This is a genomic window from Shewanella sp. H8 (genome assembly GCF_040285065.1).
Classification (GTDB): Bacteria; Pseudomonadota; Gammaproteobacteria; order Enterobacterales; family Shewanellaceae; genus Shewanella; species Shewanella polaris.
In genome coordinates, this window is the sequence record NZ_CP157213.1 from 3,317,409 (window position 1) to 3,341,681 (window position 24,273).

General features: G+C 41.2%; 20 protein-coding genes. 1 reads left to right on the forward strand and 19 read right to left on the reverse strand.

Features of this window, described 5'->3' with window-relative positions; translation table 11 throughout:
• Nucleotide 1 precedes the first annotated feature (1 nt).
• The 8 genes from ABIS04_RS14345 to ABIS04_RS14380 form a co-directional block, all read right to left on the reverse strand.
• Nucleotides 2-808, reverse strand: coding sequence for a M48 family metallopeptidase (locus ABIS04_RS14345; protein WP_350433445.1), 807 nt, complete (start codon nt 806-808; stop codon nt 2-4).
• A gap of 110 nt (nt 809-918) precedes the next feature.
• Complete coding sequence (locus ABIS04_RS14350) at nt 919-2,151, reverse strand: DEAD/DEAH box helicase (RefSeq protein WP_350431480.1); 1,233 nt, start codon at nt 2,149-2,151, stop codon at nt 919-921.
• Nucleotides 2,152-2,261: 110 nt separating this feature from the next.
• Nucleotides 2,262-3,386 (reverse strand): molecular chaperone DnaJ, encoded by a 1,125-nt coding sequence (gene dnaJ / locus ABIS04_RS14355; RefSeq protein WP_137226216.1) that lies wholly within the window; start codon nt 3,384-3,386, stop codon nt 2,262-2,264.
• A gap of 111 nt (nt 3,387-3,497) precedes the next feature.
• Nucleotides 3,498-5,414: a molecular chaperone DnaK gene (gene dnaK / locus ABIS04_RS14360; protein ID WP_137226214.1), complete on the reverse strand. Its 1,917-nt coding sequence runs from the start codon at nt 5,412-5,414 to the stop codon at nt 3,498-3,500.
• Nucleotides 5,415-5,965: 551 nt separating this feature from the next.
• Nucleotides 5,966-7,240, reverse strand: a complete 1,275-nt coding sequence (locus ABIS04_RS14365) for a glutamate-5-semialdehyde dehydrogenase (RefSeq protein WP_350431481.1) — start codon at nt 7,238-7,240, stop codon at nt 5,966-5,968.
• Nucleotides 7,241-7,250: 10 nt separating this feature from the next.
• Complete coding sequence (gene proB, locus ABIS04_RS14370; RefSeq protein WP_350431482.1) at nt 7,251-8,360, reverse strand: glutamate 5-kinase; 1,110 nt, start codon at nt 8,358-8,360, stop codon at nt 7,251-7,253.
• A gap of 185 nt (nt 8,361-8,545) precedes the next feature.
• A complete protein-coding gene (locus tag ABIS04_RS14375; protein ID WP_350431483.1) occupies nt 8,546-9,835 on the reverse strand; it encodes an NCS2 family permease in 1,290 nt (429 codons plus the stop codon).
• Between the two features lie 901 nt (nt 9,836-10,736).
• Complete coding sequence (locus ABIS04_RS14380) at nt 10,737-12,311, reverse strand: leucyl aminopeptidase family protein (RefSeq protein WP_350431484.1); 1,575 nt, start codon at nt 12,309-12,311, stop codon at nt 10,737-10,739.
• A 464-nt stretch (nt 12,312-12,775) separates the two neighbouring features.
• Here ABIS04_RS14380 and ABIS04_RS14385 point away from each other — a divergent pair, with 464 nt between their 5' ends.
• Nucleotides 12,776-14,239: an aminoacyl-histidine dipeptidase gene (locus ABIS04_RS14385; protein ID WP_137226204.1), complete on the forward strand. Its 1,464-nt coding sequence runs from the start codon at nt 12,776-12,778 to the stop codon at nt 14,237-14,239.
• A 91-nt stretch (nt 14,240-14,330) separates the two neighbouring features.
• Here ABIS04_RS14385 and dinB read toward each other — a convergent pair whose 3' ends face one another.
• The 11 genes from dinB to ABIS04_RS14440 all read right to left on the reverse strand — a co-directional run bounded on the left by dinB (nt 14,331) and on the right by ABIS04_RS14440 (nt 24,045).
• On the reverse strand, nt 14,331-15,410 hold the full coding sequence (dinB, locus tag ABIS04_RS14390) for a DNA polymerase IV (protein WP_350431485.1): 1,080 nt from the start codon (nt 15,408-15,410) through the stop codon (nt 14,331-14,333).
• A 171-nt stretch (nt 15,411-15,581) separates the two neighbouring features.
• On the reverse strand, nt 15,582-16,049 hold the full coding sequence (bfr, locus tag ABIS04_RS14395) for a bacterioferritin (RefSeq protein WP_137226200.1): 468 nt from the start codon (nt 16,047-16,049) through the stop codon (nt 15,582-15,584).
• 12 nt (nt 16,050-16,061) lie between these two features.
• Complete coding sequence (gene bfr, locus ABIS04_RS14400) at nt 16,062-16,532, reverse strand: bacterioferritin (RefSeq protein ID WP_137226198.1); 471 nt, start codon at nt 16,530-16,532, stop codon at nt 16,062-16,064.
• Between the two features lie 244 nt (nt 16,533-16,776).
• The gene (gene nqrM, locus ABIS04_RS14405; protein WP_137226196.1) at nt 16,777-17,001 is read right to left on the reverse strand and encodes a (Na+)-NQR maturation NqrM; all 225 of its coding nucleotides are present in this window, start codon (nt 16,999-17,001) and stop codon (nt 16,777-16,779) included.
• A gap of 57 nt (nt 17,002-17,058) precedes the next feature.
• Nucleotides 17,059-18,072, reverse strand: a complete 1,014-nt coding sequence (locus ABIS04_RS14410; protein WP_140234892.1) for an FAD:protein FMN transferase — start codon at nt 18,070-18,072, stop codon at nt 17,059-17,061.
• 121 nt (nt 18,073-18,193) lie between these two features.
• Nucleotides 18,194-19,441, reverse strand: coding sequence for an NADH:ubiquinone reductase (Na(+)-transporting) subunit F (gene nqrF, locus ABIS04_RS14415; protein ID WP_140234893.1), 1,248 nt, complete (start codon nt 19,439-19,441; stop codon nt 18,194-18,196).
• A 46-nt stretch (nt 19,442-19,487) separates the two neighbouring features.
• Complete coding sequence (nqrE, locus tag ABIS04_RS14420) at nt 19,488-20,096, reverse strand: NADH:ubiquinone reductase (Na(+)-transporting) subunit E (RefSeq protein ID WP_011636427.1); 609 nt, start codon at nt 20,094-20,096, stop codon at nt 19,488-19,490.
• A gap of 5 nt (nt 20,097-20,101) precedes the next feature.
• Nucleotides 20,102-20,734, reverse strand: a complete 633-nt coding sequence (locus ABIS04_RS14425; RefSeq protein WP_137226190.1) for an NADH:ubiquinone reductase (Na(+)-transporting) subunit D — start codon at nt 20,732-20,734, stop codon at nt 20,102-20,104.
• Entirely contained in the window at nt 20,734-21,519 is a 786-nt protein-coding gene (locus ABIS04_RS14430; protein WP_137226188.1) for a Na(+)-translocating NADH-quinone reductase subunit C, read from the reverse strand. Before ABIS04_RS14430 ends, ABIS04_RS14425 begins: the two co-directional genes overlap by 1 nt.
• A complete protein-coding gene (locus ABIS04_RS14435) occupies nt 21,512-22,711 on the reverse strand; it encodes an NADH:ubiquinone reductase (Na(+)-transporting) subunit B (RefSeq protein WP_350431486.1) in 1,200 nt (399 codons plus the stop codon). Before ABIS04_RS14435 ends, ABIS04_RS14430 begins: the two co-directional genes overlap by 8 nt.
• Complete coding sequence (locus ABIS04_RS14440; protein ID WP_137227427.1) at nt 22,711-24,045, reverse strand: Na(+)-translocating NADH-quinone reductase subunit A; 1,335 nt, start codon at nt 24,043-24,045, stop codon at nt 22,711-22,713. The genes ABIS04_RS14435 and ABIS04_RS14440 overlap by 1 nt, the downstream gene beginning before the upstream one ends.
• Nucleotides 24,046-24,273 lie beyond the last annotated feature (228 nt).

The following is a 24,273-nucleotide window of genomic DNA, read 5'->3' on the forward strand; positions in this document are numbered from 1 at the left end:
ATTAATTAGCCGGAGCTATTTTACACTCAGTCAAAGACTGTTTCCTTGCCTGTGTATAAAGTGGCATAACTTTATTTTGTGCCGCTTGTAAGTCATCAATTCGGTGACTGTGTGACGGATGTGTAGACAGAAGTTCTGGTCCTTGGGCACCACCAGCTTTGGCCATGTTTTGCCATAAGGTAATACTTTGGCCAGGATTAAAACCTGCTTTTGCCATTATTTCTAGTCCGACAATATCGGCTTCGGACTCTTGGCTGCGACCAAAGGGTAAAATAATACCCACATTCGCCCCTAAACCTAATGCGGCCATATATAAATCTTTATTGGCTACACCCGACACTCCTATTGCGGCATCGGCAACTTGCATACCCAACCCGGTTAACTGAGCCCGTGAGACCTGCTCATTACCATGTTGCGCTAACACATGAGCCACTTCATGACCCATAACAGTAGCAAGTTGATCTTGATTGACAGCGACCTTTAACAAACCTGTATAAACACCAATATGACCACCGGGCAAGGCAAATGCATTGACTTGATCAGAGTCAAATAATACGACATCCCATTGCTGTGACTGATCAGGTAGTACTGCAGTGATACGCTTCGCTATACAGTTTACATATTGTGTTTGCGCTTGGTTTTGGCTTATTTTTTCACTTTGTTTCATGGTTTCAAATGATTGAGCTCCCATCTGTTGCATTTGCACATCTGAAAACAGTAAGGTTTGTCCACGCCCTGTGGGTGATTGATTGTTAACACAACCAACCAATAAAGCAGAAACGAATAAGGTTAGCGCGAGAGGTTTCATCATTCATCCTTTTAACATTCATTTAGCCACTAAGCTAATCCATCATTAACTTATTTTATACTAATCTACCTCAGCAAAACACCATTTGAAATGCGATAAATAAGCAAGTATTAACGTGCTGTTTTTTGCTTTTTGAAATCACTAATACTGCGTTTGTTAGCCGTACGACGATTGGCTTGTTTATCACGCGGAGCACGCTTACTGGTTGCGCTAGTCGGTTTATCCGTGACCGTAAAGCCTACTAATTCGGTCAAAGGTAATGTTTGACCTATTAAGGTTCTAATGGCATCTAAACTTTGTAACTCAGAGTGTGAAACTAATGATAATGCAACGCCACTTAATCCCGCCCGTGCTGTTCTACCAATTCGATGAACATAGACTGCTGCCTGAGCAGGCAAGTCGACATTAATTACGACAGGTAATGCGTCGATATGAATACCGCGAGCTAATACATCTGTAGCGATTAAAACCGTTAGTTTTTTGCTTTTAAACAACGCTAATGTTTGGCTTCGCAAAGCTTGTTCTTTATCACCATGAAGTGCAGCCGCATTAATACCCGCTTTGAGTAACTTTTTACACAATGTATCGGCATCATCTTTAGCATTAACAAACACCAATACTTGTGACCATTGATGCAAAGTAATTAAATGGATCAATGCTTTTGCCTTACTGCCTTTATTTACATGATATAGGGTTTGAGCAATATCGGTCACAGTACTATTAACAGCATGGGCTTCAATCCGTACACACGATGCAGACAATATTTGTTCGGCTAATGCCGTTAGCGGCTCAGGCAATGTTGCTGAAAACAATAACCGTTGCCCCTTTGGCATTAAAGCAATAAGTGCATTAATATCAGCGATAAATCCCATGTCCAGCAATCGATCGGCTTCATCTAGTACTAGACTTTGAACATGGTCAAATTGAATCACACCTTGTTGCGCTAACGCTAATAAACGCCCCGGCGTTGCAACAACCAGATTAATCGGTTGAGTGAGTCGCTCAATTTGTAATTCAATTGCTTCACCGCCGCACAACACATCAACCCGTAAATTTACCGCTTGTGCTAATGGAGCCAGATTTTGCATAACTTGAACGGCTAACTCTCTGGTGGGCACAATTACCACCGCAGACAAACTAGCAGCAGACAATTGGCTTAACTGTTGTAATAGAGGTAAACCATAAGCATAGGTTTTTCCGCTACCCGTTTGTGCCAGAGCCAACACATCTTGCCCCTCCAGTACGGCTGGAATAGCCAATTGTTGAATACGGCTAGGCTCAATTATCGCGGTAGGTAATGTGCTTAATAATTTTGGATCGAGCGAAAATGCTGAAAATGACATGGATGGCGCCTAATTAGTCATGAATACAAATAAATTCTATATCCCAATAAAAAAGGCTGTTTACCCAAAGTAAACAGCCTTTATTGATGATCACTTTCTATGAATAGTGATTAACTGTTTAAGTCCTGAAAGAACTTTTTTACACCATCAAAAAAACCTTCCGCTTTTGGACTGTGTTTTTTCGATTCACCCGTTAAGGTTGCCTCAAATTCACGCAGTAAATCTTTTTGTTTTTCATTCAGATTCACAGGCGTTTCCATAACCACTTTACACAGTAAATCACCTACTGCATGGCTACGAACTGACTTAACCCCTTTACCGCGTAAACGGAACATACGCCCAGTTTGGGTTTCTGTTGGAATTTTAAGGCTCACTTTACCGTCTAGTGTTGGGACTTCAATTTCGCCACCTAATGCTGCTTTACTGAATGAAATTGGCACTTCACAATAAAGGTTGTTGGCATCGCGAGTAAATATAGCATGCTCACGTACGCTGACCTGAACATATAAATCACCAGGAGGCGCACCAAACTCACCCGCCTCACCTTCGCCAGTAAGACGAATACGATCGCCAGTATCAACACCTGCAGGAATTTTAACCGATAAGGTTTTGCTTTTCTCAACGCGTCCTTCACCATGACATTTGCTGCATGGCTCTTTAATGATCTTACCGCGACCATGACAAGTAGGACAGGCTTGTTGAACAGCAAAGAATCCTTGACGCATTTGCACTTGGCCTTGGCCATGACAAGTGCCACATGTGGTTGCAGATGTGCCTTTTTTAGCACCGCTACCGTCACACAAATCACAAGCGGCTAATGTCGGAATACGCAATTCTTTAGTTAAACCACGAACTGCTTCTTCTAAAGACAATTCAAGATTATAACGTAAGTCACTTCCGCGCGCCGCTTGACGTTGTCCGCCACGACGACCACCGCCGAAAATATCCCCGAAAACATCACCAAAGATATCGCCAAAATCACCTTGGCCACCACCGTGTCCACGATTAGGATCAACGCCAGCATGGCCAAATTGGTCATATGCTGCTTTCTTATCGCTGTCGGTTAAAATTTCGTACGCTTCTTTAATCTCTTTAAAGCTAGCTTCTGCGACTTTGTCACCTGGGTTTCGATCTGGATGAAATTTCATCGCTAAGCGTTTATACGCTTTTTTAATTTCGCGTTCACTGGTGTCACGAGCAACACCGAGAACTTCGTAAAAATCACGCTTTGACATAATATTTTGTTTCTCGAAGATTTAAGTAAGTTGCTAAACTTAATTTATACAAACGGGCGTATGAGGATAACCTCAACGCCCGCTTCAATGATAACTAACTGAAAGTATTAATTACTTTTTGTCTTCTTCAACTTCTTCGAACTCAGCATCAACAACATCATCAGCAGGTTTTTCTTGGTCAGCACCAGAAGCTTGGCCTTCTGCGCCAGCTTGAGCTTTCGCTTGAGCGATTTCCATTAGCTTAGCAGATGCTTCGATAAGAGCTTGAGTTGCTGTATCCATTGCTTCTTTTTCATTGCCTTTAATAGCAGTTTCTAAAGTTGCGATAGCCGCTTCAATTTTCTCTTTGTCTTCGCTAGGTAAGTCATCGCCCGCTTCTTCAACTTGTTTCTTAGTTGAGTGAACTAAGCCGTCAGCTTGGTTACGTGCGTGAACTAACTCTTCAAATTTTACATCTTCATCAGCGTGAGCTTCTGCATCACGAACCATTTGCTCAACTTCTTCATCAGATAAACCTGAGTTAGCTTTAATGGTGATGTTTTGAGCTTTACCGGTTTTCTTGTCTGTTGCTGACACTTTTAAGATACCATCAGCATCAATGTCAAATGCAACTTCAACTTGTGGTTGACCACGTGGAGCTGGTTCAATACCTTCAAGGTTGAATTGACCTAAAGACTTATTGTAGCTTGATTGCTTACGCTCACCTTGTAACACGTGAATGGTTACCGCACTTTGGTTGTCATCAGCAGTAGAGAACGTTTGGCTCGCTTTTGTCGGGATAGTTGTGTTCTTCTCGATAAGCTTAGTCATTACGCCACCCATGGTTTCAATACCAAATGATAACGGCGTAACGTCAAGTAATAGAACGTCTTTCACTTCACCAGACAATACACCAGCTTGAATTGCCGCGCCTACAGCTACAGCTTCATCTGGGTTAACGTCTTTACGTGGCTCTTTACCAAAGAAGTTAGTAACGGCTTCTTGTACTTTAGGCATACGAGTCTGACCACCAACAAGAATCACTTCGTTGATGTCTGAGACTTTTAAGTCAGCATCAGCAAGTGCTACTTTTAACGGTTCTAAAGTACGTTGAATTAAATCTTCAACCAATGACTCTAACTTAGCTCGAGTAATTTTAACCACTAAGTGCTTAGGACCAGAGGTATCAGCAGTGATATAAGGTAAGTTAACTTCAGTGTGGTTAGTGCTTGAAAGCTCGATTTTTGCTTTTTCAGCAGCTTCTTTCAAACGTTGCATAGCTAAAGGATCTTTACGTAGATCTAAGCCTTGGTCTTTTTTGAATTCGTCAGCTAAATAGTTAATTAAACGGTTATCAAAGTCTTCACCACCTAAATGAGTATCACCATTGGTTGCTAATACTTCAAATGTTTGATCGCCGTCGTTACTGTCGATTTCGATAATAGAGATATCGAAAGTACCACCACCTAAGTCGTATACAGCAACAACGTTATCGCCTTGCTTTTTATCAATACCATAAGCTAGTGCTGCAGCTGTTGGCTCGTTGATAATACGCTTAACATCTAAACCAGCGATACGGCCAGCATCTTTAGTTGCTTGACGTTGTGAATCATTAAAGTAAGCAGGAACAGTAATAACGGCTTCTGTTACTTCTTCACCTAAAAAGTCTTCTGCTGTCTTTTTCATCTTTTTCAAGATTTCAGCTGAAACTTGTGGTGGAGCCATTTTGTTGCCACGAGACTCAACCCATGCATCACCATTATCAGCAGCGATAATTTTGAATGGCATGATGTTTACATCGCGCTGAACTTCGTCATCTTTAAAACGACGACCAATTAAACGCTTAATAGCAAAGAAAGTATTTGTTGGGTTGGTTACAGCTTGACGTTTTGCTGGTTGACCAACAATCGTTTCTTCTTCAGTGTAAGCAATGATTGAAGGAGTTGTACGGTCGCCCTCTGCGTTTTCAATTACGCGTGCTTTGCCGCCATCAAGGACAGCCACACAAGAGTTTGTCGTTCCTAAATCGATACCAATAATTTTGCCCATGGGGTCCTCCGAAATTGACGTTAGTCGTCGAAAATATAAAAATACGTTGTTTGATGTAGATATGGGGACGAACAACAAGTTATTCAAGTATTTTGTTTTCTAACTTGAGGTTCAATATTAACCACTCATATCTGCCTTGATACCTATATTGGGACAACAAAATAAATTACAAGGGGACAAGTAAAATTTTATCGTGTTTTACTGATATCACCGCGAAATGGCAACACGTAAGGGTATTTCACATAAAAATGATAAAGCACGCTTAAGTTACCCATAAAAATAATATCTGTGACATCGTTTCAAGTTATGTCTCTATATGGTTTTGAAGCGATATTATTTTTTGTAGGCGGCAAGTACCTTTGAAGTGGCATTGGGTCTATGTAGTTCAATACTATAGAGCTGGTTATGACATTAACCTTGATAATTACCTATTGATCATTGCTTTATTGATTATTTTGCTAGAACACACTATTTCTAGTTATTGGCATAAAATACCAATAACTAAAGGGCACTTACCTGTACCCTTTTTTGCCATAGTTATAACAAACTGATTATTGTCTGCTGGTGTAATCCCCCCAAGCGAGCCACTTATAGGTAGTCAGAGCATCTAAACCCATTGGACCACGAGCGTGTAACTTCTGGGTACTCACAGCAACTTCAGCGCCAAGGCCGAATTGTGAACCATCAGTAAAGCGAGTACTGGCGTTAACATACACAGCAGCCGAATCGACTTGGTTCATAAACTCACTTGCTGTATTGATATTATCAGTCAAAATTGCTTCAGAATGCCCTGTCGAATATTGGCGAATATGCCCTACCGCTTCATCAATGTTATTGACGACTTTAATCCCTAATGTCAGCGATAACCATTCAGTCGAAAATGATTCATCATGTGCGGGGGTAACATCAAACCCTAAACCTTCAAGATAATGAAAACTGTTTACACAAGCATGAAAACGGACGCCTAACGAATGCAAGTGTGACGCTATGTTGGGAATAAAATCAGCGGCAACGTCTTGATGAACTAATAAGGTATCTAGGGCATTACACACTGTCGGACGCTGAACTTTGGCGTTGGCAATTACCTCGATTGCGCGCACTAAGTCGGCTTGCTTATCAACATATAAATGACAAATTCCAATTCCACCTAAAATCACTGGGATACTCGACTGTTCAGCACACAGTCTTTGTAGATGCTGTCCCCCTCGAGGAATAATCATATCGACATATTTATCCAGTCTGAGTAAACCACTAACCAAACTACGATCTGGTGAATCAATTAACTGTACGGCATCTTTAGGCAAATCTAAGCTAGTCAGCGCTTCTCGGATCACTTCACTTAACACTTTATTGGACGTTAAGGTTTCTTTACCACCACGCAAAATCACAGCATTACCTGTCTTTAACGCCAACACCGCAATATCAACAGTAACATTTGGACGAGCTTCATAAATAACCCCAACCACACCTAATGGCACACTGCGGCGAGTTAAGCGTAAACCATTGTCCAATATCCGACTTTCAGCGTCCTTACCGATGGGATCGGCCAATGAGATGACATTATCAATATCAGCAATAATACCGCCGAGTCGCCCTTCATCCAGCATCAATCTATCAACCATAGCGTCGGTTAACCCATTTTGTTTCGCTGCGGCGACATCTTGCGCATTTGCCTGTAAAATCTCATTTTTATGCAACGTTAAATGGTCGGCAATTGTCGTTAATAGTGCCGTTTTCTGTTTAGCCGTTAAGTTAGCTAATATAAAACTCGCCGCCTTAGCACGTTGACCTAATTGGGTTAAATATTCCGTTTCTGTGGCTGACATCTGTTTATCCTTAATTATCAAGTACGACCATATCATTACGATGAACCACGGCATCACTGTAGTTATAGCCAAGCAGGCTTTCTATATCATTAGAATGTTTGCCGCTAATTTTAATTAAATCATTAGCACAATATCGACTTATCCCTTTAGCCAGAATTTTGCCAGTTTGATCCACAATCAGTAAGGTCGCCCCGCGATCAAAGTGCCCCTCAACATTAACAATACCTTTAGAGAGTAAACTGCGACCATTGGTCACCACTGCGGCAGAGGCACCAGAATCAACAATTAATTTCCCTTGCGAAGTCGGTCCAGCAAGGATCCATTGTTTACGACTTTCCAATGGATTTTCTATGGCACTAAAATGGGTGCCGACTGACTCCTTGGCCGCCAGTTTAGTAATCACATTAGGATGATGTCCCGATGCAATGACCACTTCAATCCCCGCGCGCCGTGCCACATCCGCCGCTTCAAGTTTGGTGGCCATTCCGCCCGTTCCAAGACCAGACACTGAACCGCCTGCCAATAAACGCAAACTGTCATCAATATTGGTGACTTGTTTAATCAACTGTGCATCTGGATGAGTACGAGGATCTGCATCAAATAAGCCTGTTTGGTCGGTGAGTAAAATCAATAAATCTGCATCACAAAGTAAGGCTGCACGGGCTGATAAGTTATCGTTATCCCCCACTTTAATTTCATTGGTTGCGACGGCATCATTTTCATTAATAATGGGAATAATATTATGAGTTAATAAGGCGTTTAAGGTATCGCGAGCATTGAGATAACGTTCACGATCTTGTAAATCAGCTCGCGTCAGTAGTAATTGACCTACATGTAAACCGTAAATACTGAATAATTGCGACCAAGCCAAAATTAACTGACTCTGACCCACTGCCGCAAGTAACTGTTTGTTCGCCATAGTATCGGGTAATAGAGGGTAATTTAAATGCTCTCGTCCGGCCGCTATCGCCCCGGATGTACATAATACAACTTCAACACCTGAACGCATAAGCGATGCCATTTGTCTGGCCAATTCGACCATATGTGCCTTATCAAGCTTTTTACTGCCTGATGTCAGTACACTGGTGCCCAACTTAACAACTACGCGGCGATAACCCATTTGTGTTACTCAGTTAACTAAAAATATGTAATCCATTTTTATACCCAATTCACACGACAATTCATAGTGAAAGCCATTAATACAGTTATATTTTTGCATTTAAAAAAACAAAAAAGAGCAATAAGCCCTTTTTTGTTTTAGCCTAAGCCAATAAATTACCCTTTGTCCATTTTCATGGGTATTGGTTAACTATAAATAAACTTAGCAATAAATAAAGCTGCAACCACTAAAACCCCCGCGTTTAAATCCTTAAAACGTCCTGTCATTAATTTGATCACCGCATAAGAAATAAACCCAAGACCGATAGCACTGGCAATAGAGAAGGTTAATGGCATTAATAAACACGTCACAACTACAGGAGCTGCTTCAGTAATATCTTCCCAGTCAACATTTACCAAACCAGACATCATTAGAATTGCAACATAAAACAAGGTTCCCGTTGTTGCATATGCTGGCACCATACCCGCTAATGGCGAAACAAATAAAGCGGCTAAAAAAAGTAAGCCAACAATAACGGCGGTTAAACCTGTACGACCGCCCACGCTCACACCAGCAATACTTTCGATGTAGCTGGTGGTTGTTGATGTGCCTAATGCAGCACCAGTAATAGTCGCAATACTATCCGCCGTTAGTGCACGTTTAACTCTAGGCAACCGCCCTTTTTCATCGAGTAATCCGCCACGTTGGGCGACAGCAACCAAAGTGCCAGAAGTGTCAAATAAATCGACAAACAAGAAAGCAAACACCACAGACAACATACTCACTTCTAATACACTAGATAAGTCCATTTTCATAAATGTCGGCATAATAGACGGCGGCATAGAAATTAAACCTTGATACTGCACATCACCAAATATCATCCCTAAAACCGTTACGATCAAAATACTAAAAATAACTGCAGCTTTTAAGCCACGGTGTACCATGGCAATAATTAGGAAAAAGCCTAATGCAGCCATAACAGCAGGAAATGAAGTGATATCACCCATGGTCACTATTGTTGCTGGACTCGCTACAACAATGCCGGCATTTTTCAAACCGATTAAGGCTAAAAACAACCCAATACCAGCCGCAATACCAAAGCGCAATGACATTGGAATACTATTTACAATCCACTCACGTATTCTCACCAAAGATAATATTAAAAAACATACCCCAGACATAAATACCGCACCAAGTGCGGTTTCCCAGCTATAGCCCATTCCCCCTACTACCGTATAAGTAAAAAAGGCATTCAAACCCATTCCTGGCGCTAATGCGATAGGATAATTTGCCAGTAAGCCCATAACCAAGCAACCAATAGCAGCGGCTAAACATGTAGCAACAAATACCGCACCATGATCCATCCCAGCATCAGCAAGCATCATAGGATTAACAAATATGATGTAAGCCATGGTTAAGAAAGTAGTAAGACCGGCGATAGCCTCTTGTTTAAGGCTAGTGTTGTTCTGTTTAAGCTTAAATAATTTTTCTAACATGGAACGGGGTTCCTTGGGCAAAGGTTAACATTGAGTTAATCGTTTTAATTGTTGTAGATGAGGATGAGATAAGCATTTACAGCTTACCTTTAGAGCAAAATCACCATCATTACCGAGGGTTCACTTTAATCTTGAGAATTATAAATACTTACGACCTTGATAGCTATCAATAGCCTTTTTGTTGAAAGATTTCAGTTTTTTATATAGCGCACTAAAACCATTAACTACATTCTAACTACAACCTTACTAGAATCTAGCGAAGGTCTAGCCAAAGTCTAACTAAATTTTAGGCAAAAAAAAGCCTACTCAAAAGAGTAGGCAGACATGTTACAAGCATCCCATATGGGGAAAGGAAAGCTAGCACCACTTAATGTGATGTAGTGATAAATTAAATAATTTACCACCTTGTCTAAAACCGTCAAACGAGACGAACAAAAGGTTGATGGATATTAACGCTACGTAAAGAGGGTCAGTTCTTAACGTTTCATGGCGAATATACCGCCACGTAAAACTGTTACATCAGCAAACCAAGTGTTTTGCCAATAAAATTTGCTGTTACCTGTATAAGACATAGTCTTTCTCCTAAATTAAGTAAAGTTACATAAACCTAGTAAAGCTTGGCTCGGTTCCCTGGAACGTACATTACTCAAATCCATTGAGACAACTTGTCACTCAGATCCTTGGAGGCTATATCCATCCTGGATTAACTAGAGTCGACGAAGACACTGCTTGTCGACGAATTGAATTATACAAAATCGTAATTTAATTACAAGTATTATTTGCTTTTATTCACAAAAAACTCGAATAAAGTGATTTTATTACATTATTCTTGTATTAAAACTATGTATAACTATTGTTCACCTAATGTTAACAAAGTTAATATTTGTTATTAAACAATACCTTATTGCGACATACTTGGTAACTTCAAAAAATGTAATAAAGCAACCAAAGGGCTAGCTGTTGGCTTACCATAGAGAGGATCCCCTTCAACAGCACTACCAGCGATGTCAATATGTGTAAATGCCAATGCAGTATCCTCTAAGCCAGAAGCTTTTATTAAGAATGCTGCGGGATATTGATGTCCGCGAGCCGTAATTGAAGACGGGCCATTGTTAGATGACACCACATCGGCAGCGCCATTTTTATCTGCCACTTTATCAAAATCTTCATTTCGTAAACGCGAAACTTCAAATGGCTCCCCCCATAACTCTCCCACCTCAGCTAATGACTCAGCCACACCTTGTCTTTTGGCTGCATTATTTTCAACTAAAGCTGGATAACCGCCGTACGCGCGTACGACATGACCAGTTAAGGTCGCCACTGAAAATAATTGTGGATTCACAGAGGTTCGTGCCTGAATACGCAAATGTGATAACAAGTCAGCTAACACTAAACGCCCCTCTGCATCGGTATTACCAATGCGAACTCGCACACCTGCATGACTGGTAATAATTTCATCGGTAACAAACGCATCACTGCCGATGCTGTTTCTAACCAACCCAAGCTCAGCAATAACTTTGATGCCTTTGGGTTTAAGAATCGATAATGCCTTCATTAATCCTGCCACTGCAGCCGCACCGCCTTTATCACGGCTCATTCCCGCCATTGACCCTGCAACTTTGATATCAGAGCCACCCGTATCGTAAATCACTCCTTTACCAGCAAAGAACAACGTTTTGCTTATAGTACCTTCGCCTACATATTCAAGCTTTACCACTCGAGGTTGGTGACGTTCAACCCCAAATGAGCTTCTACCAACAGCACTTAATAGTGGGTATTGCGCTGTTAACAGCTCGACTTGATCAATGACAGACACTGCTAATCCGCTATCAGCGAAAGCATCAACACAATATTGGGCAAACCCGATAGCCGACATTCTCTCAGGCTCAGTGCCGCAAAGATCTCGCGCTAATACTCGTCCAGCTTCAGCTGCATTAATTAACACACTATGTATAGCCGTATTTAATAATCCAATGGCCTCTAAACTCGGCGATAATGAGTTTGCTTCACGGGCCTCTAACGGTTGCCACAGCTCTTGGCCACATGCCAATGCTGCCACTTGTTCAGCATTAGCAAAGCGTTTATCACTTACAGCTGGTACTACTAATAAAGGTTTAGTTGCCCCAGCAGCTTTGGCGATAGCAATCCCCTTCCTTGCTGCTTTAGCAAAAATCCTGACATCACTGTATTCATTCTCGCTATCCACCACGGGCGAGATGATTAAGCGGCCACCAGCCAAACCTGGAGCAAATAATAGTGTGGCACTTTTACCTACACGCTTATCAATTTGACTCGCATGTGCCGCCAGCAAACTGATTTCATCTTGCTTAATGTCTGCCAGGCTTGTAGCAACGACTACCACAGCATCCCAACCTTCCCCCTCTCCTTCAAAAATAGCCTCATCACTGGATACATCAATAATGGGTACTTGAAACGCATTAATAGCTTTGTTTACTTGTTTATTAATTGGGGTCATAAAAAATCCTTAATCTATTGCAATGGCCATTGATCTTTCAAGATCAATTTGGCAGCAGTTTGTGTCACGTTAATACAATGCTGAGCGGATGAAATACAGCGGATCCACATAAGTAGACGATAACTCTGTAGATAGAAGCCACAAGCGCTGCCCGAATATTCAGCTAAACGATCTTGTTTTTTTGAAGGCATTTTTTGCAAGGTATTTGCTTAGCATTCTAGACGGCACAAGTAGTGACACCTTGTGACATAGAGCACGGGGCATTTATCTCAAACATATTTAAAACACCAAACATCAATAGCCCTAGACAAGCAAATTGATGGGTTCATAATTATTTACACAATTGTGGACTAAACCTTGGCAAATCGGTGCTGCAATATCAAGTAACTGCGCAGAATATGTTAAAATAGCTGTAGTTATATTTTTGTCGTATATCGACTCAATTTCATCTTAGAGGGCGTTTCGTGACTGCATTAACTCAATTATATCCTCAGCCTCTATGGCAATGGTTTGAACAAATTTGTGCTATTCCACATCCATCAAAACATGAACATGCATTGTCGCAATACATTCAGCAATGGGCAAAAGCACAAGGCCTTGCTGTTGTTGAAGACAAAGTCGGAAATTTAATCATCCGTAAGCCTGCTACAGCAGGAATGGAAAACTGTAAAAAAGTGGTGTTACAAGCACATATTGATATGGTGCCGCAGAAAAATGCCGATAAGGTACATAACTTTGAAACCGACCCTATTGAAGCCTATGTTGACGGTGATTGGGTTAAAGCCAAAGGCACAACCTTAGGCTCAGACAATGGTATTGGTATGTCTTCAGCGTTGGCTGTTTTAGGCAGTAAAGACATTAAACACGGGCCACTGGAAGTACTGCTCACTATTGATGAAGAAGCCGGTATGACAGGGGCTTTTGGATTAGAAGCGGGTTACCTTGAAGCTGATATTTTAATTAATACAGATTCTGAACAAGAAGGTGAAATCTACATGGGCTGTGCGGGCGGTGTTGACGCTCAGATAAGCGTCCCCATGTCTTGGCAAGCACCAGAGCAAAGTAATGCCAGTTTCTCATTAACCATGTCAGGCTTAAAAGGCGGTCATTCAGGGGTGAATATTCACCTTGGTCGTGGCAATGCAAATAAGTTACTGGCTCGCTTTCTATTTAAATACAGTGACGAATTAGCCCTAGAGCTTGTCAGCTTTAGCGGTGGCTCGCTGCGTAATGCGATTCCGCGTGAAGCTAACGTTCAATTTATGTTGCCGGCTGAAAACATTGAAGCATTAAAGCAAGCCATTGAAACATACCAAGCGTTAGTTCGTGAAGAATTAGCCGTTGCAGATCCATCCATGACACTCACGTTAGCCACAATAGAGCCACCAACGAAAGTCATGGGCGAAGAAGCGCAAAATACCTTAATTGACCTACTGCATGCTAGCCCTAACGGGGTGATCCGCATGAGTGATGAAGTGGAAGGTGTTACAGAAACATCATTGAATATCGGTGTCATTAGTACTGAAGATGAAAGCGTTGAAGTGCTATGTCTTATTCGCTCATTAATTGACTCGGGTCGTGAAGAAGTCACAGGCATGCTGACTGCATTGGCTAACCTTTCTGGGGCGAGTATTGATTTAAGCGGTGCATATCCGGGCTGGAAACCAGACACCAGTTCACCAGTAATGGCGATTGTGCGTGAAACCTATAACGACATTTATAAAAAAGATCCTACCATTATGGTAATCCATGCAGGTCTTGAATGTGGTTTATTCAAAGAACCCTACCCGCTTATGGACATGGTATCGATTGGCCCAACAATTCGCTATCCACACAGCCCAGATGAAAAGGTCAACATCACTACTGTTGGTCAATACTGGGAATTGTTACTTGCAGTATTGGCACGTATTCCAGCTAAAGAAGCTTAATCACGATCAATAATTTACAGACTCAAAAAAGGCGACAGAAATGTCGCCTTTTTTGTACCCATTGGTATAAAGAACTTCAACGTATGAAATATTAAAACTGTAAATCGAGTTGAGTAATTTGATCCACACCGTTATCTGCCGTTGCCAACGTTACATCCGCTAAACCAACACTCACGCCAACCAAACGGATCCCTCGTCCTTGGCTGCGCTGCAAAGCTTGCAATAACAACTCATGAAACAAATTAATTGAAATCTCATCACTGCGATGCTCAATGGTAGTTTGTTTAAAGTCGTTAAATTTAAGTTTAACGACCTGCTTATGGATTTGCCTGTCTTTAGCACTTCGATGAACACGAGCACTCAGTTCTTGAATAAGCTGTGGTAATACTTGATGACATTGTTCTAAAGTAAAAATGTCTTTAGCTAACGTCGTTTCAACACCAACCGATTTACGCACTCGGTGAGGGCTAATTTGCCTGGTATCGATACCTTGAGAACGCTCTATTAACACATGGCCAAATTTACCGAAAGCATCGATTAACTGAGGTTTGGAATATTGCTGTACATCATAACAAGTGGTTAAACCTATATCGGCTAGCTTTTTTGAGGTGACTTTACCAACACCAGGAATTTTACTCAGGGGTAGGTCTTTGACAAAATCGCCAATTTGATTCGGGGTAATCACATATTGACCATTTGGCTTATTTAAATCGGAAGCAATTTTGGCTAGAAACTTAATGGGTGCAATACCGGCTGAAGCCGTTAACCCGGTAACGTCAAAAATATCATCGCGGATAGCTTTAGCGATTAACGTGGCACTGCCTTGATGAGCTTGGCAGTCGCTAACATCAAGGTAAGCCTCATCTAAAGACAATGGCTCAACCAAATCAGTGTATCGATGAAAAATCTCACGTATTTGCAATGATACTGATTTATACACATCCATTCGCCCAGGCACTAAAATTAGATGCGGGCACAATTGCAGTGCGTGATAACTGGACATGGCACTGCGGACCCCAAATTTACGGGCCTCATAACTGCATGTGCTTATCACACCTCGTCGATCGCTTCTGCCGCCAACAGCGATAGCTTTCCCACGAAGTTCAGGAAAATCTCGCATTTCAACGGCAGCAAAATAGCAATCCATATCGATGTGAATGATTTTACGCATTCTGTAACCATTACCAGTAACTTAATTAACCGTAATACTACTGTATACAAAAACAGTATTCAATCATTCTCTTGCAAACACAAAAAAGCCCAACATAGTTGGGCTGTTAACTAAAAATGATACAATCTAAAAATGATACTATCTTGCAAATGATATGCTCTTACAAATAAATTACATTTTTGTCTGCAAATAATTTTGCAAACCTACACGCTCAATAAGACCTAATTGTTTTTCTAACCAGTACATGTGGTCAGATTCAGTGTCATCAAGTAATACTTCTAAAATTTCGCGGGTTTGATAATCATTTTTTTCTTCACATAGGGCAATCACCTTACGTAAATTATCAGCGACATGATATTCATATGCCAAATCATTTCTAAACATTTCTTGCACGTCTTTACCAATATTCAATGCTTCACGGCTACCTACATCGGGAGTGCCTTCTAAGAATAAAATGCGTTGGACTAATTTTGCCGCGTGCAACTTTTCGTCATCTGATTCATGCAAGATACGAGTATATAATTCATTGAATCCCCAATCTTCATACATATGCGCATGGACAAAATATTGATCCATGGCAGACAACTCACCGGTTAATAAAAGATTTAGGGCGTCTATAACTTCTGGATGACCTTTCATAATCTGTTCCTATTAGTCGTTAATTTGTGATTGAAGATAATTTTGAATACCGGTTTGAGTGATGAGCTCTTGTTGCGACTCAATCCAATCTAGGTGCTCTTCTTCATCTTCTAGTAAATCTTCAAGCAGATCACGGCTAACATAATCTTGCTGGGTTTCGCAGATATCAATAGCTTCGCGCAAAACGGCAATTTGTGCCGTTATTGCCGCCATGTCACAGCTAAGCATTTCTTCAGCATGTTCACCAATACGAAGTTTGTCTAGCTGTTGTAGGTTAGGTAAACCTTCAAGAAACAAAACACGTTCAATCAATTTGTCAGCATGCTTCATGTCTTCAATCGATTTTTTGTACTCTTTTTCATTAAGCTTAGCCAAACCCCAATGTTTAAACATACGAGCATGTAAAAAGTATTGGTTAATGGCCGTCAGCTCGCAAGTAAGTACGCGATTGAGTTGGCTGATGACTTTAGGATGACCTTTCATAGTAATGTCCCTTGATAAATAATTTGATCTCGATCAATTTCACATAGAATAGAACACTGTAGAGAGAAAGGCAAATTTCCTTTTTATTTCACACACTTACAACTGATAACCGTTATCATTACAACTTAGATTTGTAATGGCAATCTAAAAATAAGACATAAAAAAAGCCTTCAAAATGAAGACTCTTTACATTGTAAGCGCTAAAAACATTGTTTCTTAAATGGCTTTTATAAAACTGTTTGACTTAAATAATGCGGTTTTGATTAAGCATTTCTTTGCGAGCTTGATCTTTTTCCATACGACGCTTGCGAGCATCACATGGATCATCACAGTCACAGGCTTTTTCAATACCTAAAACACCTAAACCACCACAACTGCCTTCAACCGCTTTCTTTTTAACGATATATCCGACAGACATCAATAAGAAAAATAATAATAACACCACAAATGCAGCAATAAATGTGCTCATAACGAACTCCAGTCAACTCATTCAGCTCAAGCTTGAGTAGTTTTGAATCAAAAAAACCTATTTCAAATACGCTTTAAACGCATCACTGTAATAGACCTTAAAACCTTGCTCTTGCTTCTCTATCAGCATTATTGCTAAATGTTTCTCTTTAGCAAGTGCGAGGGAAGCCTCAGTACCTAACACCATCATGGCGGTAGCATATCCATCTGCGGTCATACAACTAGAGTTTAACACGGTTGCAGACGCAAGTTTATGCTTTATAGGATATCCACTTCGTGGATCAATCAAATGTGAAAAACGTTCGCCATTTTCTTGATAAAAGTTACGATAATCGCCAGATGTTGCTAATGACATGGTTCCTGGCTCAATCACTTGTTGCACCACTTGCCCTTCACTAGTGGGTTGCTCAACTGCGACGCGCCAAGGTGAATGATCAGCTTTAGTGCCTTTGACGTTAAGCTCACCACCAATTTCTACAAGGTAACCACTGGCATGATACTTATCTAAAATGGCCGCAATTTTATCAACACCAAAGCCTTTGGCAATTGATGATAAATCAATGTATAAATCGGCATTATGCTTAATTAAGCTATGACCACTAATTGACAATTCATTGATGCCCATTTTAGATTTTGCGGCATCAATTTGGGCTTGGCTTGGCTCAGTAATAGGTCTTTTATCTGGACCAAAACCCCACAAGTTAACCACTGGGCCTAAGGTGATATCTAACGCCCCATCGGTCTCTTTATAAAGACGCATTCCCTCTTTTATCACTTTAATCGTATCAGCTGAAACCTTAACTCTCTGCTGTATTTGTAATTGATTAAATTTCGACAGTTCCGAGTCTGGACGATAGGTCGACATTTGATCATTAACAACTTCCAAGGCCATATCTATTTCAGCTTGAAGTAATTGGGGTTCTGGTAATTTTTCATTAGGTACCACTTTAATATGGTATGTGGTCCCCATTGTACTACCTGATAATGAAATCATCGGCTCTGGTGAGCTACATGCACTGACGAATAGCAAAAGGGCTGGCAATAGCAGTAACTTGATTGAATTTACGGTCATTTCAAATTTACACTTTTTCAAATGAATAAAAAAAATTGCAGCACACAGACTCGTGTTTAACCACCCTGTCTGCATTGCTGCAATTTTCATGACTTACATGTCAATGTAATGAGCTAACTCATTAGCCGCCAAAATCATCTAATAAGATGTTTTCATCTTCGACACCTAAATCTTTAAGCATACCAATTACGGCTGCATTCATCATTGGAGGTCCACACATGTAGAACTCACAATCTTCTGGAGCGTCATGGTCACGCAAGTAGTTTTCATACAAAACGTTATGAATGAAACCAGTATAACCAGTCCAGTTATCTTCCGCTTGCGGATCTGACAACGCAACATGCCACTGGAAGTTTTCATTCTCGGCCGCTAAGCCGTCAAAATCTTCCACATAGAACATTTCACGCTTAGAACGCGCACCGTACCAGAAGCTAATCTTACGTTTTGATTTAAGACGCTTTAATTGGTCAAAAATATGTGAACGCATAGGGGCCATACCAGCACCACCACCAATGAAGACCATTTCTGCATCAGTATCTTTAGCGAAAAACTCACCAAATGGACCAGAAATAGTGACTTTATCACCGGCTTTTAAGCTCCAGATGTATGAAGACATTTTACCACAAGGCAAGGTTAAATTACGTGGCGGTGGCGTAGCAATACGCACGTTCAACATAATAATCCCAAACTCTTCTGGGTAGTTAGCCATTGAGTAAGCACGAATAGTTTCTTCGTCTACTTGTGATTCTAACTTGAAGAAACCAAAGTGTTCCCAGTCGCCACGATACTTATCAGGCACTTCAAACTCAGCATATTTAACATGATGAGCAGGTGCTTCAATTTGAATGTAACCACCAGCACGGAAAGGCACTGTTTCGCCATCAGGAATTTGCAGCTTAAGTTCTTTAATAAACGTTGCTTTGTTATCGTTAGAGATAACTTCACATTCCCATTTCTTGATGCCAAAGATTTCTTCATCAAGTTCAATTTCCATGTCAGTTTTAACGTTTACCTGACAAGATAAACGACAACCTTCACGAGCTTCGCCTTTACTAATGTGGTCAAGCTCAGTAGGAAGAATATCACCACCACCAGACTTAATTTGCACACGACACTGACCACATGAGCCACCGCCGCCACACGCACTTGATACGAAGATGCCGTTGTCGGCTAAAACGTTAAGTAACTTACCGCCAGCGCCTGTTGTAATTGTTTTATCTGCATCACCGTTAATACCAATTTTGATATCACCGCTTGCCACGAGTTTTGATTTAGCGAATAAAATCACTAATACCAAAATCAAGACAATTGCAGTAAACATACTCACACCTAAATATACATCTAGTGGAGTAGATTCAAGAATACCCATTCACTTATCCTTAAAGGTTCAAATTAATGCGTCGCCTCAATGTCTCTTAAAGAGAAACACCAGAGAATGACATGAAACCTAGAGCCATAAGACCTGCTGAAACGAAGGTAATACCTAAGCCACGTAAGCCATTTGGCACGTCAGAGTATTTCATCTTTTCGCGGATACCGGCTAGCAATACAATTGCTAACGCCCAACCAATGCCAGAGCCAATACCAAATACTACGCTCTCGCCAAGGTTATAATCACGCTCAACCATGAAAGATACTGCACCGAAAATTGCACAGTTCACGGTAATCAAAGGTAAGAAAATACCTAACGCGTTGTACAAAGGTGGAAAATACTTGTCTAAAGCCATTTCCAAAATTTGTACAAGTGCTGCAATCACACCGATAAAGGTGATGAACTTCAAGAAGCTCAAATCAGCATCAGGGAAACCAGCCCAAGCTAATGCGCCTGGAGCCAATAAACCTTGATAAATAATTTGGTTAGCAGGAACCGAAATAGCCAGCACCACGATAACTGCAACACCAAGGCCCATCGCAGTAGTGACTTTCTTTGATACAGCTAAGAAAGTACACATACCTAAGAAGAACGCTAGTGCCATGTTTTCAATGAAAACTGAACGAATTAATAAACTAATATAATGTTCCATTGCGTTTACCCTTTTGCTTCAACTTGCTCTGGCTTGTAAGTACGGATCAACCAGATCAAACCACCGATCAAGAAGAATGCACTCGGTGGTAGTAGTAATAAACCGTTAGGCTGGTACCAACCACCGTCAGAGATTTTGCTGAGGATTTCTACGCCGAATAATGAACCATTACCAAATAGTTCACGCACCACACCAACTGATAATAGAATTGCACCGTAACCTAAACCGTTACCGATACCATCCATAAAGCTCATCAAAGGTGGCGTTTTCATTGCGTAAGCTTCAGCGCGCCCCATTACAATACAGTTAGTAATAATCAAACCAACGAATACCGATAACTGTTTAGAAATCGCATAAGCATAAGCTTGCAATACTTGGTCAACCACAATCACTAATGAAGCGATAATGGTCATCTGCACAATAATACGAACACTGCTTGGAATGTGATTACGAATAAGCGAGATAAACAGGTTAGAAAACGCTGTTACCGCGGTTAATGCAATCGTCATTACTAATGCTGTTTCTAATTTACTGGTAACAGCAAGCGCACTACACACACCCAAGATTTGCAATGCAATTGGGTTGTTATTGATTATCGGTCCGGTCAGAACCTGTTTAAGTTCTTTAGCGTTAGCCATTAGCTTAACCCTCCGTTGCGTGCTTTAGCGATAAAGTTTGCAAAACCTTCTTTACCTAACCAAAACGTCAATGAGTGTTGTACACCGTTACTGGTCAATGTTGCACCAGAAAGCGCATCAACCCCATGAATAGAGCTAGCCACTACGGGGTTTTTAGTTACACTAATAGCCAAGTTACCTTGAGCATCAAATAACTGCTTACCTTTCCATAATGCTTTCCATTTTGGATTTTCAACTTCGCCACCTAAACCAGGTGTTTCACCTTGGTCATAGTAAACAAGTCCTTGCACAGTATTGAGATCAGCTTCTAGAGCTAAAAACGCATACATAGTTGACCACAAACCATAACCATGGACAGGTAAAATTACGCTAGTCAATTTACCTTCATCATTACGAACAAGGTAAACAACGGCTTTATCGGCAACACGCTTGATTGAGGCTATGTCATGTTCAGGTATAGACGACATGTCAGTGTTACGCGATGCTTTACGTTGATCGTAAGTATTAGCGTCACCTTCAACAAAATCACCTGTTTTAAGGTCAACTAAGCGAGCTTCAACATATTGGTTGTATTTGCTTAGAATATCTTTTTTGGTGATATTGCCTTCTTTTAGATTAATCAGGCTCGCCGCTTCAAGAATATACTTTTGCTTATCCAGCAACTTGTTTTCTTGCTGGATGGGTTTTAACAACACCGCAGCGGTAGAAACAAGTACAGAACAGATAAGACATAAGCCGACAACAACAAATAGCGTTCTTCCGAACGAATCTTTATTACTAGCCACGAGCAATCCTCCGCTTAATATTTGCCTGTACAACAAAATGGTCAAATAATGGAGCAAATAGGTTAGCAAACAGGATAGCTAACATCATACCTTCAGGGAATGCAGGGTTAACCACGCGGATAAACACTACCATTGCACCAATAAGGAAGCCGTATGTCCATTTAGCCGTATTGGTAAATGACGCAGAAACAGGGTCTGTCGCCATAAACATCATACCAAATGCAAAGCCACCTAATACTAAGTGCCAATACCAAGGCATTGCGAACATAGGGTTTGTATCACTACCTACCAAGTTAAGTAGAGTAGCAATTGCCACCATACCTAGCATCACGCCACCGACAATACGCCAAGAGGCAATACGGGTATAGATAATAACTAAACCACCTAGCAAAATGGCAAAGGTCGATACTTCACCCACTGAACCAGGAATAAAGCCCATAAAGGCGTCAATCCAGTTAGCATTTGAGGCGTAATCGAAAGTACCTTGCGCAGCCTGACTTAATGCCGTTGCACCAGAGAAGCCATCAGCCACAACCCAAGAGTTATCACCAGACATGCTTAATGGGTAAGCAAAGAACAAGAAAGCACGTCCAGCGAGTGCAGGGTTTAAGAAGTTACGCCCTGTACCACCGAATATTTCTTTTGCTACAACCACACCGAAGGTAATACCTAAAGCGACCATCCATAAAGGAATTGTTGGCGGTAGAGTTAATGCAAATAGCACTGAAGTAACGAAGAAACCTTCGTTAATTTCATGGCCACGCACTGACGCAAAGAGCACCTCCCAAAAACCACCGACAATGAAAGTCACTGCATAGATAGGTAGGAAGAAGCACGCACCATAGAACATCAAGGACGTAATGCCAGAGTCTGCAGTGAGTTGAGCGCCAAATAATTCAAATAAACCTACTTGCCAAATGTCAGGCATACCGAAACCGGCACCCATGGCAATTTGAGCTTGTAAGCCTACGTTGTACATACCAAAAAACATCGCTGGGAATGTACACGCCCAAACCGTAATCATCATACGTTTTAGGTCAAGGTTATCGCGAACATGAGTTGCCCCGTGGTTCACTTTACCTGGTGTATACAATACGGTGGCAGCCGCTTCATAAAGGGCATACCACTTTTCGTACTTACCGCCTTTTTCAAATTGCGGTTCAATACGCTCGATAAAATCTTTCAAGCTCATTAGCCTTCCCTCTCGATCGTATCTAGACAGTCACGTAAATATGAAGCGTAGTCATACTTACCTGGACATACGAACGTACATAATGCTAAATCTTCTTCATCTAACTCTAATGCGCCTAAACGAGCTGCACCATCAAAGTCCCCAGAAACAAGATCGCGAAGTAGCATAGTAGGTAGAATGTCTAAAGGCATTACGCGTTCATAGTTACCAATCGGCACCATTGCGCGGTCTGAACCGCCCGTGCTGGTCGTCATATTAAACAGACGCGATGGATGTAAGTGACCTAGGAAAGATCGAGTAATAGAGAACTTATCTGAACCAGGCAAAGCCCAACCAAATAATTCTTTCTCAGTACCCTCTTCCAGCACACTCACCTGCTGATGATAACGTCCTAAATAAGCTTTAGGTCCAACTGCTGTATGGCCATTTAACACTGAACCCGAAACCACACGAATATCGTCACCAACTGTTTCATCATTAGTCAGTTCAGCCATGCTAGCACCAACAACAGTACGAACAAGGCGAGGATTTTTCGCTTTAGGGCCGCCAATAGCAACGACACGCTCAGTGTTTAATACACCTTGTGTAAACAGTTGGCCAAAAGCAATCACATCTTGATAGCCAATATGCCAAACAGTTCGTGTTGCAGAAGCAGGAAGAACGTAATGAATATGCGTACCCGCAAGACCTGCTGGGTGTTTACCCGCAAATTCTTGGACTTGAGCATTAGCCATTGGGATATCAGCGCCTTGAGCTTTACATAGGTAAACTTTACCTTCAGTTAATCGAGCTAAGATCTTAAGACCATTAGCAAAATCTTCTTTATGTTCAGCTATGACTACCACAGGATCGGCAGCAAGAGGTTGAGTATCAATCGCAGTAACAAAAATACCTGCGGCAGTAGCATCTACTGCTGGCACTTTACTGAAAGGGCGAGTACGCAAAGCGGTCCATAAACCTGAATCAATCAGATTATCACGAACAACTTGTGCGTCTAACGTGTCTAGCTTATCAGCATCGTATTGAGCAAAAGCAACGCTATCGTCACCTTCCACATCAATTACCACTGACTGAAGTACACGTCTTGCACCTCGGTTAATTTCTAAAATAGTACCACTGGCTAAAGCCGTATATTTAACGCCTAAATTCTTTTTATCTTCAAAAAGAACTTGGCCTTTTTGTACTTTATCGCCCACTTTGATTTTCATCGTTGGACGTAAGCCAATATACTCTTCACCCAAAGTCGCTACGTGTCTAATGGCTGGGCCATTATGGATAACTTGCTCTGGTCCGCCTGCTATAGGCAGTTCCAATCCTTTCTTAATTGTAATCATATCCACAAGCACTACGTTTGAAGGAAAGACAATGCGCCACGTTCCGCTACAAAAACAAAGTGTTAACAAACACTTTGCGTTTGAGCTAGCGCAGATTTAACTCGAAAATGCGATCATAATCACGCTGGTCGCGCGCATTTTACCGCAAATATGAGACTATCGCCACGAAAATTATAGGTGTTTTCAAACCAATACCTTACTCAATAGCTGGCTTTGAGGTCAAGGCAA